Source organism: Gordonibacter sp. RACS_AR49 (assembly GCF_030418435.1).
Classification (GTDB): Bacteria; Actinomycetota; Coriobacteriia; order Coriobacteriales; family Eggerthellaceae; genus Gordonibacter; species Gordonibacter urolithinfaciens.
This window is the reverse complement of record NZ_JAIUDM010000003.1, coordinates 50,547-66,440: the sequence shown is the minus strand read 5'-3', so window position 1 is coordinate 66,440 and position 15,894 is coordinate 50,547. Positions and strand designations below refer to the sequence as shown.

13 protein-coding genes are annotated in these 15,894 nt (G+C 69.6%); all 13 read left to right on the top strand.

Annotated elements, in window-relative coordinates:
• Positions 1 to 127: 127 nt before the first annotated feature.
• The 13 genes from LB310_RS07840 (at position 128) to LB310_RS07780 (ending at position 15,877) form a co-directional block, all read left to right on the top strand.
• Positions 128 to 604, top strand: coding sequence for a division/cell wall cluster transcriptional repressor MraZ (locus tag LB310_RS07840; protein ID WP_087191989.1), 477 nt, complete (start codon positions 128 to 130; stop codon positions 602 to 604).
• 18 nt (positions 605 to 622) lie between these two features.
• Entirely contained in the window at positions 623 to 1,594 is a 972-nt protein-coding gene (gene rsmH / locus LB310_RS07835; RefSeq protein WP_278807246.1) for a 16S rRNA (cytosine(1402)-N(4))-methyltransferase RsmH, read from the top strand.
• 110 nt (positions 1,595 to 1,704) lie between these two features.
• The gene (locus tag LB310_RS07830) at positions 1,705 to 2,175 is read left to right on the top strand and encodes a cell division protein FtsL (RefSeq protein ID WP_096226918.1); all 471 of its coding nucleotides are present in this window, start codon (positions 1,705 to 1,707) and stop codon (positions 2,173 to 2,175) included.
• 4 nt (positions 2,176 to 2,179) lie between these two features.
• Positions 2,180 to 3,946 carry a penicillin-binding protein 2 gene (locus tag LB310_RS07825; RefSeq protein WP_278807243.1) on the top strand — a complete coding sequence of 589 codons (1,767 nt, stop codon included), beginning with the start codon at positions 2,180 to 2,182 and terminating at the stop codon, positions 3,944 to 3,946.
• Positions 3,947 to 3,955: 9 nt separating this feature from the next.
• Positions 3,956 to 5,584, top strand: coding sequence for a UDP-N-acetylmuramoyl-L-alanyl-D-glutamate--2,6-diaminopimelate ligase (locus tag LB310_RS07820; protein ID WP_301154863.1), 1,629 nt, complete (start codon positions 3,956 to 3,958; stop codon positions 5,582 to 5,584).
• Positions 5,584 to 7,080 carry a UDP-N-acetylmuramoyl-tripeptide--D-alanyl-D-alanine ligase gene (gene murF / locus LB310_RS07815; RefSeq protein ID WP_301154862.1) on the top strand — a complete coding sequence of 499 codons (1,497 nt, stop codon included), beginning with the start codon at positions 5,584 to 5,586 and terminating at the stop codon, positions 7,078 to 7,080. Before LB310_RS07820 ends, murF begins: the two co-directional genes overlap by 1 nt.
• A gap of 1 nt (position 7,081) precedes the next feature.
• Positions 7,082 to 8,128, top strand: a complete 1,047-nt coding sequence (mraY, locus tag LB310_RS07810) for a phospho-N-acetylmuramoyl-pentapeptide-transferase (protein WP_227153981.1) — start codon at positions 7,082 to 7,084, stop codon at positions 8,126 to 8,128.
• 3 nt (positions 8,129 to 8,131) lie between these two features.
• The gene (gene murD, locus LB310_RS07805; protein WP_301154861.1) at positions 8,132 to 9,853 is read left to right on the top strand and encodes a UDP-N-acetylmuramoyl-L-alanine--D-glutamate ligase; all 1,722 of its coding nucleotides are present in this window, start codon (positions 8,132 to 8,134) and stop codon (positions 9,851 to 9,853) included.
• An 8-nt stretch (positions 9,854 to 9,861) separates the two neighbouring features.
• The gene (locus tag LB310_RS07800) at positions 9,862 to 11,292 is read left to right on the top strand and encodes an FtsW/RodA/SpoVE family cell cycle protein (RefSeq protein WP_087191997.1); all 1,431 of its coding nucleotides are present in this window, start codon (positions 9,862 to 9,864) and stop codon (positions 11,290 to 11,292) included.
• A 2-nt stretch (positions 11,293 to 11,294) separates the two neighbouring features.
• The gene (gene murG / locus LB310_RS07795; RefSeq protein WP_301154860.1) at positions 11,295 to 12,395 is read left to right on the top strand and encodes an undecaprenyldiphospho-muramoylpentapeptide beta-N-acetylglucosaminyltransferase; all 1,101 of its coding nucleotides are present in this window, start codon (positions 11,295 to 11,297) and stop codon (positions 12,393 to 12,395) included.
• A 53-nt stretch (positions 12,396 to 12,448) separates the two neighbouring features.
• Positions 12,449 to 13,909 carry a UDP-N-acetylmuramate--L-alanine ligase gene (gene murC / locus LB310_RS07790; RefSeq protein ID WP_301154859.1) on the top strand — a complete coding sequence of 487 codons (1,461 nt, stop codon included), beginning with the start codon at positions 12,449 to 12,451 and terminating at the stop codon, positions 13,907 to 13,909.
• Positions 13,910 to 13,917: 8 nt separating this feature from the next.
• The gene (gene murB / locus LB310_RS07785) at positions 13,918 to 14,844 is read left to right on the top strand and encodes a UDP-N-acetylmuramate dehydrogenase (protein WP_087192000.1); all 927 of its coding nucleotides are present in this window, start codon (positions 13,918 to 13,920) and stop codon (positions 14,842 to 14,844) included.
• A gap of 148 nt (positions 14,845 to 14,992) precedes the next feature.
• Complete coding sequence (locus LB310_RS07780) at positions 14,993 to 15,877, top strand: cell division protein FtsQ/DivIB (protein ID WP_301154858.1); 885 nt, start codon at positions 14,993 to 14,995, stop codon at positions 15,875 to 15,877.
• Positions 15,878 to 15,894 lie beyond the last annotated feature (17 nt).

Below are 15,894 nucleotides of genomic sequence, written 5' to 3'. Positions count from 1 at the left end.
GGTGAACAGTGGGTTTCATCACGGCAAAAAGGGGGCGGAATACCCTATAAATGTTGCGAAGTGGGGCGAAGTGGGATAGAATGCCAAACATCGAAAGGGCCGAACGGCTGCACGCGGAAAGGATGGCATGGCGGAGGTCGTCGACACAACGGAGAGCACGGAGGGGGCGGCGCATATCGTCGACCTCAACGGCGAGTTCCGTTTCAAGGTCGATGCCAAGGGCCGTATGTCCCTGCCCGCGAAATTCCGCAAGGTGCTTTCGACCGACTTGGTGGTAACCCGCAATCCGAAGGACGAGTGCCTCTACGTCTTCGAGCCCCGTGGCTTCAACGCCTGGGTCGCGGAGGTGTTCGAGGACAAGTTCGGCAAGTACGACTCCTCCAACGACCTGCACGTGCGCCTGCGCCGCAAGCTCAAGGCCCGCGCGAAGGACGTGGAAGTGGACGGCTCCGGGCGCATCATGCTCCCGACGGAGGCGCGCGAGGCGACGGACATCGACAAGGACGTCGTCGTCGTGGGCAACACGGGCTACTTCGAAGTGTGGGACGCGAAGCGTTACGAGGCGCAGGACGACGACACCGACCTCGGTGTCCTGTTCGGCTGATCGTAGGACGTGAGCGCAATGACAAGCGAATATCGGCAACATGAATTCCAGCATACCCCCGTTCTGCTCGCCGAGTGCCTCGAACAATCGAACCTCAAACCACAGCAAACGTTCGTGGACGCAACACTCGGCGGGGCAGGGCATTCCCTTGAAATGGCCAAGCTCGTAGGTCCGGGGGGCACGCTCATCGGCATCGACCAGGATGAGGTGGCGCTCGCCGCCGCCCGCTCCCGGCTCGAGGCACTGCCCGACGAGCAACGCCCCAACTTGGAGCTCTTGCGCGGCAACTTCGGGGATATGGACAACCTTCTCGTCAGCGCCGAGGTACCTGGGGTCGATGCGTTCCTCTTCGACCTGGGCGTCTCGTCGGTGCAGATAGACACACCGTCCCGCGGCTTCTCCTTCAAGGAGAACGGCCCCCTTGATATGCGGATGGATCCGGGGAAAACCACCCTAACCGCAGCAGAGATCGTGAACACCTACAACGCAGCAGATCTCACTCGGATCATCCGTGCCTACTCGGACGAGAAATGGGCCAGCCGCATCGCAGATTTCATCGTGCGGTCGCGGGCGAATGGGAGGATAGAGACGAGCGAGCAGCTCGTGGACATCATCAAGGCCGCCATACCGGCCTCGGCGCGCCGCGCCGGGGGGCATCCGGCGAAACGGACGTTCCAGGCGCTTCGGATAGAAGTCAACTCGGAGCTGGACGTGCTGCGTCGAGGTCTCGACGCCGCCGTCCGCTGGCTCAATCCGGGCGGGCGCCTCGTGGTCATCAGCTACCATTCGCTCGAAGACCGCATCGTGAAGGAAACCTTCAACGCGTATGCGAACCGCTGCACCTGCCCGCCGGACCTTCCGGTGTGCGTGTGCGGCAAGGAGCCGATACTCGACCTGGTCACGCGCAAGCCGCTTCTGCCCACGGCAGGGGAGATAGAGCGCAATCCCCGGGCACGCAGCGCCAAGCTGCGCGTCGCCCGAAAACGCTGAAACCGACCTATCCGGCCGGGGCCTTGGTCCCGGCCGCCTTGCAAGCAACATCATAAACAGCACCGCGACCACCGAAACCGCAGCCAGAAACGAAGAAAAGGAGGTTGGTCATGGCAGGAGCCGCACCGGCGTTTTCCTACAATTATTCCGAGCGCGTACCCGAGCGTCCCGAACGCCCGCGCGTTCGCGTCGTGCCGGGCCAGGGCACCCGCACAAGCACCCAGACCATTCCCTCCACCGTCGTGTTCATGGCCAAGACGCTCGCCGTGGTGCTGGTGGTGGCGGCGCTCTTGTGCTTTGCCCGCATTGCCATCGGATCGGCGACCGTGGCCACGTCCGTGCAGTCGCAGCAGCTCGAAAGCCAGATAAGCGACGCCCGCGCCAGCGGGAACAACCTGGAAGTGCAGCAGAGCTCGCTTTCCAACCCCACGCGCGTGAAGGCCGAGGCGAGCCGCCTCAAGATGGCCGCGCCCGAGAGCGTCGGCGTCATCGACCTGGGCACCGACGTCGTCGCCACCGACGAGGCCGGGAACCTGTCGCTTTCCAAGAGCGTGCAGATCGCCGCCGGCGCCGCGGAGTAGCGGCGTGGCGGGACGGCCCCACACCCCGCGCGCCCCGCGCCGCCCGGGCGCGCCGCGCGCATCGGCTCCCGGTTTCGCAGCTGATTCGAGCCGCGCGTTCATCCCCCTTGTCGCCTTCGCCGTCATAGCGGCCCTCTTTCTCGTGCGGTTGGTGTACCTGCAGGTCATCGTGGCTCCTTCGTACGCCTCGCAGGCCGAGCAGGCGCGCACCGTGGGTTTCGACATCGAGCCTCGGCGCGGCACCATCTACGATCGCAACGGCACGGTGCTGGCCGTGAGCGTGGATGCCACCACCATCTACGCCAATCCTTCCGAAGTGGAGGACCTGCCGGGCACGGCCGCGGCGCTGGCCGGCGTGCTGGGCGGCGAGGCGGCCGACTACCAGAACGCGCTGTCCGCCGGCACCTCTACGTTCGCCTTCATCCAGCGCAAGGCCGACACCGCCGTGGCCGACCAGGTGCGCGCCCTGGACCTCAAGGGCATCTACTTCATCGCCGACACGAAGCGCACCTATCCCAACGGGCGGGTGGGCGCGCAGATCGTCGGCCTGACCGACATCGACGGCAACGGCCTGAGCGGTTTGGAGAAGTACTACGACGACATCCTGTCCGGCGAGCCCGGCCGCTACGAGGCCGAGCGCGGCCGCGACGGCACGCCCATCCCCGGCGGCGTGCACGAGGAGACGCCCGCCGTGGACGGCCAGGACATCATCATATCCGTGGACATAGAGCTGCAGCAGTACGTGGAGGACCGCCTGCTGGCCGACAAGGAGGGGCTCACCTCCAACGGCGGCAGCTCCGTGGTCATGGACGCCGAGACGGGCGAGATCTACGCCGCCGCGTCGCTTCCGCTGCTCGACCCGAACGATCGCGAAAACATCCCGGCCGGTGCGACGGAGCTCAAGGTGGTCACGCACCTGTTCGAGCCCGGCTCCATCTTCAAGTCCGTCTCGGCCATGGCCATTCTGGAGTCGGGCACCATGACGCCCGAGAGCGAGCTGTTCTGCCCGAGCGAGATCGAGGCGGACGGCTACATCATCTCCGACGCGCACGACCGCGGCGACGCCACCTTCACGCTGGAACAGATCATGGACCAGTCGTCGAACGTGGGCATCTCGCTGGCCACGGAGAACGCCACCGCGAACGGCGTATCGGGTTTCGAGAACCTGTACAACAAGATAAACGAGTACAACCTGCACACGCGCACCGGCGTGGACTACCCCGGCGAGGGCGAGGAGGGCACCGAGTACCTGGGGGCGCTCCTTCCGTTCGACAAGTGGGGCAAGGTGCAGGCCTACAACATCAGCTTCGGCCAGGGCGTGTCGGTGACGCCGCTGCAGATGACGCGCTTCTACGGGGCGCTCGCCAACGACGGGGTGGAGTGCACGCCGCACTTCCTCATCGGCAAGCCGCAGTCCGGGGAGACGCCCGAGTACGCCACGGAGAAGGTTATCGGCAGCGAGAAGGCGCTCTCCGACATGACCGACATGCTCAAGACCGTGGTCAGCCAGGGCACGGGCACCGACGCCGCTATCGAGGGGTACAACGTGGCGGGCAAGACCTCCACGGCGGAGATCTACGACGAGGTGAACGGCGGTTACCGCAAGGGCGTGTACAACATGGCGTTCACCGGCTTCATAGCCGACTCCACGGGTCCCCAATTGGTTTGTTTTGTGGGTGCCAACGAGACGGAATACGGTTCCATCGTCACGCCGGTGTTTAAGGATATAATGTCAACTGCCATCGACCGATTCCAGATAATGCCTGAGTGAGGACAAGCCATGGGGAAAACCTGCACCGACCTGTTCGCAGGAATTGACTGCACCGTCATCGGCAACGCCGACGAGGAAGTGGGCGGCATCGCCTACCGCAGCGACCGCGTGCAGCCGGGCGACGCGTTCTTCTGCATCGTGGGCTTGACGGCGGACGGCCACTCGTTCGCGCAGGACGCCATCGACCGCGGCGCCAAGGTGCTCGTGGTGGAGCGCAAGGTGTACCTGGCCGACGCCACCGATGTGACCGAGGTGGTGGTGGCCGACACGCGCAAGGCCATGGCGGCCGCGTCGGCCAACTTCTACGACCACCCCTCGAAGGACTTCGCGCTCGTGGGCATCACCGGCACGAACGGCAAGACCACCACCACCTACCTCGTGGAGCATATCGCGCACGTGGCCGGCAAGCGCACGGGCGTCATCGGCACCGTGGGCGTGCGCATAGGCGGGGAGCAGGAGAAGACGGCGCACACCACGCCCGAGTCGCCCGACCTGCAGAAGCTGCTCGCGCGCATGCGCGACGAGCGCTGCGGCGTGGTGGCCATGGAGGTGAGCTCGCACGCGCTCGACCTGGAGCGCACGTGGGGCACGACGTTCGCCGTGACCGCGTTCTCGAACCTCACGCAGGACCACCTGGACTACCATCACACGTTCGAGGCCTACTTCGAGGCCAAGGCGCGCCTGTTCGGCAAGGACTACCCGGCCCGCCGCGTCATCTGCATCGACGACAAGTGGGGCCGCGAGCTTCTGCGCCGCTGCGCCACGAACGAGGACAGCATCGTGACCACGGGCTTCGACGCGGCGGCGCAGATCCATCCCGTGGACGTGCGCTACGCCCCCACGCACACCGAGGTGGAGCTGGACGTGCGCGGCAGCCGCCACCGCTTCCGCTACCCCTTGGTGGGCAAGTTCAACGTGGAGAACGTCATGTGCGCCTTCGGCATCGGGCTGCAGCTGGGCATCCCGGCCGACGTGATAGTGGAGGCGCTGGAAGAGGCGCCGCAGATCCCCGGCCGCCTGGAGCGCGTGAGCGCGCCGTGCGACGGCGGCATCGCCGTGTTCGTGGACTACGCGCACACCCCCGACGCGCTGGAGAAGGCGCTTTCGTCCATCATGGCGCTGACGCTCGGGCGCACCGTCTGCGTGTTCGGCTGCGGCGGCGACCGCGACGCGTCGAAGCGCTCCATCATGGGCAAGGCCGCGCTCGCGGCCGACTACGCCGTGGTGACGAGCGACAACCCGCGGCACGAGGACCCGCTGGCCATCATCGACGACATCGTGGGCGGCATGGGCTCGGGCGAGGGGCGCTTTGCCGTGGAGCCCGACCGCCGCGCGGCCATCGCGCTGGCGTTGGAATGGGCCGGGCCCGACGACTCCGTGCTCATCGCGGGCAAGGGCCACGAGGACTACCAGCTGGTGGGCGACGAGGTGCTGTCCTTCGACGACCGTGTTGTTGCGGCCGAAGAGCTCTGCAAGCTCTTCGTGCCTGCCGACGCTGCGGCTTCCCGCAGCACCGGATCTTGCGGTGCTGACGGAGGCTCACGTAGCGAAGTACGCTACGCCTCCGCCAGCCCCGCAATCTCCGGCACTGCGGAAACCCTCGCTGACTTTGATGGACAAGCGGGTGAGGAAAAGTAATGCGTCTGAACGCGAAGCAGATTGCGGCCTACACGGGCGGGACGTTCGCCGTGGAGCCGCTCGACCCGCGGGCGCTGCTCACGGGCATTACCTGGGACTCCCGCGACGTGCGCCCGGGCGATTTGTACGTGGCGCTTCCGGGCGAGCGCGCGGACGGGCACGACTTCGTGGCCGCGGCGCTCTCCGCGGGCGCGCTGGGCGCGCTGGTCATGCAGCCGGTGGCCGAGGACGTGCGGGCGCTCGCGCGCGAGCTGGGCGCGGCCGTCGTCGACGTGCCCGACACGGCGGGCGCCGTGACCGACCTTGCGCGCGAGTGGCGCGCCCACCTGCAGGGGCGCGTGGTCGCGCTCACGGGCTCGACGGGCAAGACCACCACGAAGAACCTCGTGCGCGACGTGCTGGCGGCTGCGCATAGCGTGGTGGCCACGGTGGGCAACCAGAACAACGAGCTGGGCGTTCCCAAGACGCTGCTCTCGGCCGAACCGGAGACGGAGGCCGTGGTGGTGGAGATGGGCATGCGCGGCGCCGGCCAGATAGCCGAGCTGTGCTCGTTCGTGCGCCCCGACTGGGGCCTGGTGGTGAACGTGGGCGAGAGCCATATAGAGCTCTTGGGCAGCCGCGAGAACATCGCGCGCGCCAAGGCCGAGCTTTTGCGCGAGCTGCCGGAGGGCGCGGGGCTCGCGTTCGTGAACGCGGCCGACGACTTCGCGGGCTTCGTGCGCGAGGAGGCCCGGCTGGACGCCCGGTGCGTGCCGTGCGTGCTGTTCGACGGGTCGCCGGACGCCGCCGCCCGCCGCGTGGCCGCCGACGCGGCGGACATGGTGCGCCCGGCCGTGTGGGCCGAGCAGGTGGAGTTGGACGAGCAGGGCCGCCCGCGCTTCGTGCTGCACGCCGTCGGCTTCGGCGGCTCGGATGCCTCCGCCCCGCACGGCGAGCAGGCTCCCTGCTCGCTCAACCTGCGCGGGCTGCACAACGTGGGCAACGCCTGCGCCGCCGCGGCCGTGGGCCGTGCGTTCGGCATGCCGCTCGCCGCCGTGGCCGAGGCCCTCGCGCATGCCGAGCCCGAGGCGGGGCGCCAAGAGGTGCTCGCCGCGCGCGGCGGGTTCACCGTGGTGAACGACGCCTACAACGCGAACCCCGACTCCATGTGCGCCTCGCTCACCACGTTCTGCGCGCTGGAGGTGCCGGGCCGCCGCGTGGCGGTGCTCGGCGACATGGGCGAGCTCGGCGACTTCGCGCGCGCCTGCCATGCGGGCATCGGCGAGCTGGCGGGAACGCTGCCGCTCGACCGCCTCGTATGCGTGGGCGAGCTGGCGGCGCACATCGCCGACGCCGCCGAGGCGGTGGGCATGGACGCGGCGCGCATCGTGCGCGCGGCAACGGTCTCCGACGTGCTCGGAGAGATGGATACGTACCTCGAGCCGGGCGACGCCGTGCTGGTGAAGGCGTCCCACTTCATGGGGCTCGAGCGCGTGGTCGAAGGACTGGTCAACTGATATGTTTGCGATATTCTCCCACTACCCGACGTTCCTCGTGTTCCTGGCCATCGTGGCCGCCATCGTGGTCACGATGGCGCTCATGCCAATATGGATCAAGTTCCTGAAGTCGAGCCATATCGGCCAGCAGGTGCGCGCCGACGGGCCCGAGAGCCACCTGGTGAAGCAGGGCACGCCCACCATGGGCGGCGTCATCATGCTCGTGGCCGTGATAGCCACGGCGCTCGTCATCGGCATGCCCACGCCCGAGACATTCCTGCTCCTGGGCGCCACCGTGCTCACGGGCCTTCTGGGGCTCGTGGACGACGCCTCGAAGGTGGTGAAGGAGCGCTCGCTCGGCCTCACGCCGAAGGCGAAGCTCGCGGGCCAGTTCGCCATCGCCACCGTGTTCACGCTCGTGGCGGTGAACTGGCTGGGGGTGGCCCCCACGGTGGAGATACCCTTCGTGTACACGTTCGACCTGGGGCTGCTCACCACGGTGGTGCCCGTGGGCGACGGCATCGCCATCCCGTGGCTCTACCTGATATTCGCGAACATCCTGCTGGTGGGCATGTGCAACGCCGTGAACCTCACCGACGGCCTGGACGGCCTGGCGGCGGGCACGGTGATGATCGTGATGATAGTGATGGCCGCCATCGCGTACCGCTCCGATATGCTGGAGCCCGCCATCTTCGCGGCGGCGCTCGCGGGCGCGTGCATCGGCTTTTTGTGGTTCAACTCGTTCCCGGCCGACATCTTCATGGGCGACACCGGCTCGCTCGCGCTCGGCATGGCGCTGGGGTGCCTGGCCGTGCTCACGAAGACCGAGTTCGTGTCCATCATCATCGGCGGCCTGTTCGTGGCCGAGGCCCTGTCCGTCATGATCCAGGTGTTCTACTACAAGAAGACGAGGAAGCGCATCTTCCTCATGGCGCCCTTGCACCACCACTTCGAGAAGAAGGGGTGGAGCGAGACGAAGGTGGTCGTGCGCTTCTGGATCGTGTCGGGCGTGCTGGCGGCCTGCGGCTTCTCGCTGTACTTCGCCCAGACGCTCATGGCGGTGGCGTAGCGGATGGCGCGCAGGGACCTGATACCGGGAAGGAAGCACGCGCCGCAGCACCTCGGGCGCGTGCTCGTTTTGGGGCTGGGGAAGAGCGGCCGCGCGGCCGTGGAATACCTGCTGCCGCTGGTGGGCGGGCGCGTGGACGCGCTGGCCGTGGCGGCCGGCGCGCGCACGGAGGCCTCCGAGGCGTTCGCTGCCGAGGCGGCGGCGCGCGGCGCGCTCGTGGCGTTCGGCGACGGCGCCGTGGCGGAGCTGGCCGCAAGGGCGGCGCAGGGTGCGGGCGCCGACGGCGAAAGCGCGCGGGAAGCCGGCGCCGCGCCGGTTTTCGACCTTGGCATAGCGAGTCCCGGCATCCCGCAGTTCTCGGCGTTCTACCAGGCGGCGGCCGCCTCGTGCTCCGAGCTGGTGAGCGAAGTCGAGTTCGCCTGGCGCGAGAGCGCCGCCGACAGCCGCTGGGTGGCCGTGACGGGCACGAACGGCAAGACGACGGTCTGCGCGCTCGCCGCGCATGTGCTGGCGGGCGCCGGCCTGGCCGCTGCCGCCGTCGGCAACATCGGCGACCCGTGCATCTCCGCGGTGGGCGCGGGCGCCACGGACGTGTACGTGGCCGAGGTGTCGTCCTACCAGCTGGCGTCCACGGTGCGCTTCGCGCCTAACGTGGCCGTGCTGCTGAACATCACTCCCGACCACCTGCACTGGCATCGCAGCTTCGAGGCGTACCGCGACGCGAAGCTCAAGCTGCTGGCGAACTTGGCCGGCGTGCCGGGGGCCGTGGCCGTGCTCGATGCGACGAACGATGTCGTGCGTGCCGAGGTGCGCCGCCTGCGCGCGCTGGGCGAGGGCGGGCGCGGCTTCGCGTACGTGCCGATGGGCACGGCCGAGGGCCTGGGCGGCGACATGCGCGCGCGGTGCGGCAGCGACAACGCCGCGTTTCTCGATGCCGACGGCATGCTGTGCGTGGCGCTGGACGGGAAGGAGCACAAGGCGGGGCGTGCCGGCGACTTGCAGGTCAAGGGCGCGCACAACGCCTCGAACGCGCTGGCCGTGGCAGCCGCCGCGTTCGCGCTCGGCGTGGACGACCCCGACGTGGCGGCGCATCTGAGCTCGTTCAAGCCGCTCGAGCACCGCATCGAGCCCTGCGGCACCGTTGCGGGCGTGACCTGCTACAACGACTCCAAGGCCACGAACGTCGACGCGACGCTCACCGCGCTGGCCGCGTTCCCCGAGACGCGCCCCATCGTGCTGCTCGGCGGCGACGACAAGGGCACCGACCTGGCCCCCCTCGTGGCGGCCGCCCGCGCCCGCGCGCGCGGCGTCGTCTGCTTCGGGGCGGCGGGCCCGCGCTTCGCGACGGCGTTCGGGGCTCCGGCGGGCTGCCGGCCGTCGGAACCGGCCGACGCTGCGGCTTCCCCCGGCACCCCGCCTCGCGGCGAGGCCGAGGACTCGCGTACCGAAGTACGCCACGCCCTCGCCCTCCCCACGATGCAGGGTGCCGGGGAAACCCTCGCTGACCTTGGTGGACCTGCGGGTCGGGACGGCAGCGACTTCGCCGTCCTCCGGGCATCGCACCTGGAGGACGCCCTCGACGCGGCGCTTGCCATCGCGGGTGCGGGCGACGTCGTGCTGCTGTCGCCGGCCTGCGCGTCGTTCGACGAGTTCGGCTCGTACGAGGAGCGCGGGCGTGCGTTCAAGGCGCTCGTGGCCGAACGCTCCGCGCGCGTGGAAGCGTAAGGGCCTCCATGGCCGCCGCACGCGTCGACAGGCAGGGGATACCTGCGCATATCATGGGCCCCCGGCTCGTCCTCATGCTGTCCGTGCTGGCGCTCACGCTGCTCGGCTTCGTCATGATCTACTCCACGTCGTCGGTCATCGCGCTGGCTTCCGCGTCGGCCGACGCGGTGGCGACGGTCGATCCCATGGCCGACACGCTCAGCCAGATCAAGTTCGCCGTCGTGGGCATCGTGGTCGCGCTGGCCGTGTGGAAGTTCGTCCCCTATTCCGTTTGGCGCGGCAATTTGGTGTGGGCGGTGTGGCTTCTCGCGTTCGTGCTGCTGGTGGCCACCATGTTCTCGGGGGCGGGCGAGGACGAGTGGGGCGCGCAGCGCTGGCTCGTGCTCGGTCCGGCAAGCCTGCAGCCCTCGGAGTTCGCGAAGATCGCGCTCGTGCTGGTGGCTGCGCGGCTCTTCGACGACTTCCGCGAGGGGACGCTTTCGGTACCGCAGTTCTTCGTGATGGTGTTTCTTCTGGTGTTGGCGCCGGTGCTCGTCATCTTGGGTCCCCAGTCCGACTTGGGCACGGCCATGATCTGCGTCGTGGGCATCCTTGCGGTCATGTGGCTGGGCGAGGTTCCCGCGCGGACCATGCTCGTCGTGGTGGGCGTGGTGGTGGCGCTGGGCATGGTGGGCATCTTCGGCACGGAGTACCGCCGCGAGCGCCTGATGGTTTTCTTGAATCCGTGGAACGACGGCGAGGGGGGCTACGGCAACGGCTACCAGCTCATCCATTCGCTCTACGCGCTTGCCGGCGGGGGGCTCTTCGGCGTGGGGCTGGGCAACTCGCACGAGAAGTACCTGTACCTCACGCAGTCCGACACCGACTTCATCTTCGCCATCATCGGCGAGGAACTGGGCCTGGTGGGGGCGGTCGCGGTGATCGCGCTGTTCCTGCTCGTGCTGTGGGCGGGCATGCGCATCGCGCGCACGGCGCCCGACAACTTCGGCACCATGGTGGCGGGCGGCTGCACCATCATGATCGTGTTCCAGGCGTTCCTGAACATAGCCATGGTCATGGGCTGGTTCCCCGTCGTGGGCAAGCCGCTGCCGTTCATCTCGTCGGGAGGCTCGTCGCTCATCGCCACGTTTATCATGGTGGCGCTCATCCTGTCCGTGTCGCAGGGGGCGGTGGACGACTCGCTCGCGCCCGCGCGGCGGCGCGCCGACCTGCGCATCGTGCGCGCCGAGCCGGACGAGCCGCGCTCCGGCGGCAGCCGCGGAGGCGCGGGCGCGGGAGGGTCCGGGCGTGCGGGCAAGCGCGGCGGGACGGCTTCGTCGTCGGCATCGTCCGGCGGCATCGGGTGGGACGCGGTGAGCTCGCGCTCAAGGCGGCGCGACAACGCGGGCGCGGGGCGGTCGGGTGCATCCGGCTCGTCGGCGCGCCGAGGCAGGAGGTAAGCATGTTGGTCGTACTTTCCGGCGGCGGGACCGCCGGCCATATCAACCCGGCGCTCGCGCTGGCCGACGAGCTTCGGGCCCGCGGTTGCGACGTGCGCTTCGCCGGCACACCCCAGGGCGTGGAGGCGCGGCTCGTGGCCGAGGCGGGCATCCCGTTCACGCCGTTCGAGGCGGCGGGGTTCAACCGCAACCATCCGCTCACGCTGCCGAAGGCCGTGGCGAAGATACAGCGGAGCACCGGGCGCGCGAAGGCGTGGCTCGCCGAGCTCGGCGCCGACGTCGTGGTGGGCTTCGGCGGCTACGTGTGCATCCCGGTGGGGCGAGCGGCCGAGAAGCTGGGCGTGCCCGTGGTGGTGCACGAGCAGAACTCGGTCATGGGCATGGCGAACAAGTACCTGGCGAAGCGGGCCGCCGCCGTGTGCCTGACCTACGAGCATGCGGCCGGCGCCCTCGACGAGGGCGCGCACTCGCGCATCGCCGTCACGGGCAACCCCGTGCGCAAGAGCGTGTTCGACGCCACGCGCGAGGACGGGCGCGCGCGCTTCGGCGTGCCCGAGGACGCGCGCCTTCTGCTGGTGACGGGCGGCAGCCTGGGAGCGCGCCACCTGAACCAGGCCGTCTGCGCGCTGAAGGACGAGCTGCTGGCCGCCGGCGACGTGCACGTCGTCCACGTGACGGGCCCGAAGGAGCTCGACGCCGTCGCCGGGCAGCTGGCGCTCACGCCCGCCGAGGAGAAGCGGTGGCACCTGTTCGGCTACACGGACCATATGGGCGAGGCCATGGCCGCCGCCGACGCCATCGTGTCGCGCGCGGGGGCCACGTCGCTCGCAGAGATATCGGCGCGGGCCATCCCGGCGCTGCTCGTTCCGTTCCCGTTCGCCACGGAGGACCACCAGACCACGAACGCGCGCGCCTACGTGGAGGCGGGCTGCGCTTACATGCTGGCGGACGCCGACGTGGAGGGGCCGGAGTTCGCGCGGCTCGTGCGCTCGCTCCTGGACGACGCGGGCGTGCGGGAGCGCATGGCCGCGGCGGCGCGCGCGCAGAAGACGGCCGACGCGGCCGCCAAATTGGCAGATGTTGTGATGGGGGCCGCGCGGTAGCGAACGTTGGCTACCATGGAAGCGCACCCGAGGGAAGGGCAGTTAAGGATATCATGGACACACAGCGCATAGAATCGGTTCACTTCGTCGGCGTGGGCGGAGTGGGCATGAGCGGCATCGCGCGCGTCGCCTTCGACCAGGGCCTGCGCGTGAGCGGGTCGGATCTCAAGGAGAGCCGCTACACCAAGCAGCTGAAGGCCGCCGGCATAGACGTGCGCATCGGCCACGACCCGGCCAACCTGCCGGGCGGCCCCGGGCGCGACGACGCCGCGCCCGACGTGGTGGTGGTGTCCACGGCCATCCTGGACAACAACCCCGAGCTCATCGCCGCCAAGGAGCGGGGCCTGGCCATCTGGCACCGTGCGCAGATGCTCGCGCACCTGGGCCGCGACCTGGAGACGCTTGCCGTGGCGGGCACGCACGGCAAGACCACCACGTCGTCCATGCTGGCCAGCGTGCTGGACGCCATGGGCGAGGACCCCACGTTCCTCATCGGCGGCATCGTGCGCTCCTACGGCACGAACGCGCACTCGGGGTCGGGCCGGCACTACGTGGTGGAGGCCGACGAGAGCGACAAGTCGTTCACGTACCTGTCGCCGAGCGCGGTGCTCGTGACGAACATCGAGGCCGACCACCTGGACCACTACCGCGACCTCGACGAGATCTACGAGAAGTTCGCCGCGTTCATCGGCTCGGTGCCCGCGGACGGCGGCGTGGTGGTGGCCTGCGGCGACGACGAGCAGCTTGCGGCGCTTGCGCGCGCCGCGGGCCGCACGCTGGTCACGTACGGCTTCGGCGAGGGTTGCGACGCGCGCATCGTGTCCTTCGAGCCGCAGGGCGTGGGCAGCGATTTCGTGCTGGCCCTGCCCGACGGCCGCCAGCTGTCCGCCCACGTCAAGCAGAACCCGGGCCGCCACAACGTGCTGAACGCCGCCGGCGTCATCGTGCTCGCGGACGCGCTCGGCATGGACGCCGAGGCCGCTGCCCGCGCCATGGCCGGGTTCGCCGGGGTGCGCCGCCGCTTCGACCTCGTGGGCGAGGCCGCCGGCATCACCGTGGTGGACGACTACGCGCACCATCCCACCGAGATCGCCGCCACCATCGGCGCGGCGTCGCAGCTGGGCTTCCGCCACGTGCACGTGCTGTTCCAGCCGCACCGCTACTCGCGCGTGCCGCTGTTCACCGAGGTGCTGAAGGACGAGTTCGGCAGCGCGTTCGACGCGGCCGACACCGTCACGTTCATGGACGTGTACCCGGCGGGCGAGGCGCCCGTGCCCGGCGTGAGCGGCAAGACGTTCCTGAACGTGGTGCTGGATCATGCGGGGCACCCCGAGGCGGCCTACGTGCCGCGCCGCGTGGAGGTGGTGCCGTACCTGGCGGCGAAGGCCGCGGAGGGCGACCTGGTCATCACCATGGGCGCGGGCGACGTGACGGCCATCGGGCCGCAGCTCGTGGACGCGCTCGCGGCCGGGGCCGCCGGGGCGGCCGGCGCTCCCGGCGCTGCCGGGAGGTGAGGCGGGCCGTGTCCGCACGCCATACCACCGAGCTCGAGGCGCTGCTCGTGGACGACCGCTTCGACGGCGACGTCTATCCGGCGGAGCCCATGGCGCGCCATACCATGTACCGCATCGGCGGCCCTGCGCGCTTCTACGTGCAGACGGCCTCCGTGGGCGCGCTCGTGCGACTTGTCGAGGTGTGCGAGCGCACGGGCGTGCCCTGGGTCGTGGTGGGACGCGGGAGCAACCTGCTGGTGGCCGACGAGGGCTTTCCCGGCGTGGTGGTCACGCTCGGGCGCGACTTCCGCACCTGCCGCTTCGACGAGGAGGCCGGCCGGTTCTGCGTGGGTGCGGGCGTGCCGCTGTCGTCGGTGGTGCAGGAGGCGTTCCGCCGCTCGCTTGCAGGGCTGGAGTTCGCCGTGGGCACGCCGGGCACCGTGGGCGGCGCGCTGCGCATGAACGCCGGCTCGCGCGACGAGTGGATCGGCGCGCGCGTGGCATCCGTGACCACGCTCTCGCCCGGGCGGGGCCTCGCGCGACGCGCCGGCGACGAGATCGGCTGGGACTACCGCACCAGCTCGTTCGCGCCGGACGAGGTCATCGTGGAATGCGAACTTTCCGTAGAGCCGGCCGATCCGTTCTTCATCCGCGGTAAGATGGAGGCGTCGCTGGCGCGGCGGAAGAAGACGCAGCCGCTCACGGACCCCTCGTGCGGCAGCGTGTTCCGCAACCCGCCGGGGGAGTCGGCCGGGTCGCTCGTGGAGCGCGCCGGGCTCAAGGGCATGCGGATCGGCGGCGCCCAGGTGTCGGAGCTGCATGCGAACTTCATCGTGAACACGGGCGACGCCACGGCGCGCGACGTGAAGGACCTCATCGAACTCGTACAGGCGAAGGTAAGCGAAACGTATGGCATCGAATTACAACCGGAAGTCCGCTTCCTCGGGTTCGCGTAAGGCCCGCGGGGCGTCGACGCCCGGCCGGGGCGCCCGCGCGTCGTCGTCTGCGTCCCGGCCGTCGGGACGCGGTGCCGCCCGCAGCAGCGCTGGCCGCGCCCCGGCCGGACGGTCCTCTCGCCCCTCGCAGCAGGGCGCCTACCGCGCCATGCCCGGCGGGCGCTATCCCGCCGCCGGCTCCGGCGGATACCCGCAGCAGCGCCTGACCTCGGTGCGCGTGGGCGACCTCGACCGCGCCGAGAGGGCGAGCCGCGCGCAGAGCACGTACCGCCGCCATGTCGTGCGCCTCGCCGTGGTCGCCTCGCTCGTGGCCGCGCTCGTCATCGGCGTCGTCGTCGCGTACAATTCCAGCCTGTTCGCCGTGGAGAACGTCACCGTGAGCGGCGTGGAGCATCTCACCACCGAGGACATGACGGCCATGGCGAACGTGCCCGCGAACACCACGCTCCTGCGCGTGGACGCCGCCGGCATCCGCGAGCGCCTGCTCAAGAACGCCTGGGTGGCCGACGCCGAGGTGAAGCGCGTGTTCCCGAACACGCTGGAGCTGGCCGTGACCGAGCGCACCATCGCGGCCGTGGTGGCCGTGCCTACCGAGGACGCCAAGTCCGTGAAGCAGTGGGCCATCGCGTCGGACCATATGTGGCTCATGCCCATCCCCGACCAGGACTCCGAGGCGGGCAAGAGGACCAGCCCCAAGGTCTACGAGGACGCCGCGGCCGTGCTGTCCATCACCGACGTGCCCTACGGCACGAAGGCCGAGATCGGCACGTACTGCTCCGACGACAACGTGAACAACGCGCTCGACATCGTGTCGGGCATGACCACCGAGCTCGCGGGCCGCGTGACGAAAGTGTCGGCCACCGATGCCGAGGGCACCACGCTCACGCTGGACGACAACGTGGAGATAGCCTTCGGCAAGGCCGAGGACATCCGCGACAAGGAGCGCGTCGTGCTGAAGATCATGGAGGAGAACCCCACGGTCGTCTACATCAACGTGCGCGCGGTGGACCGCCCCACGTGGAGGGCGCTGTAGGGAGGGAGGCGCCGCCG

Excerpts from the sequence above, each read along its gene's own strand:
- LB310_RS07840 (WP_087191989.1), top strand. The coding sequence starts at position 128 with ATGGCGGAGGTCGTCGACACAACGGAGAGCACGGAGGGGGCGGCGCAT.
- rsmH (WP_278807246.1), top strand. The coding sequence starts at position 623 with ATGACAAGCGAATATCGGCAACATGAATTCCAGCATACCCCCGTTCTG.
- LB310_RS07830 (WP_096226918.1), top strand. The coding sequence starts at position 1,705 with ATGGCAGGAGCCGCACCGGCGTTTTCCTACAATTATTCCGAGCGCGTA.
- LB310_RS07820 (WP_301154863.1), top strand. The coding sequence starts at position 3,956 with ATGGGGAAAACCTGCACCGACCTGTTCGCAGGAATTGACTGCACCGTC.
- murF (WP_301154862.1), top strand. The coding sequence starts at position 5,584 with ATGCGTCTGAACGCGAAGCAGATTGCGGCCTACACGGGCGGGACGTTC.
- mraY (WP_227153981.1), top strand. The coding sequence starts at position 7,082 with ATGTTTGCGATATTCTCCCACTACCCGACGTTCCTCGTGTTCCTGGCC.
- murD (WP_301154861.1), top strand. The coding sequence starts at position 8,132 with ATGGCGCGCAGGGACCTGATACCGGGAAGGAAGCACGCGCCGCAGCAC.
- LB310_RS07800 (WP_087191997.1), top strand. The coding sequence starts at position 9,862 with ATGGCCGCCGCACGCGTCGACAGGCAGGGGATACCTGCGCATATCATG.
- murG (WP_301154860.1), top strand. The coding sequence starts at position 11,295 with ATGTTGGTCGTACTTTCCGGCGGCGGGACCGCCGGCCATATCAACCCG.
- murC (WP_301154859.1), top strand. The coding sequence starts at position 12,449 with ATGGACACACAGCGCATAGAATCGGTTCACTTCGTCGGCGTGGGCGGA.
- LB310_RS07780 (WP_301154858.1), top strand. The coding sequence starts at position 14,993 with ATGCCCGGCGGGCGCTATCCCGCCGCCGGCTCCGGCGGATACCCGCAG.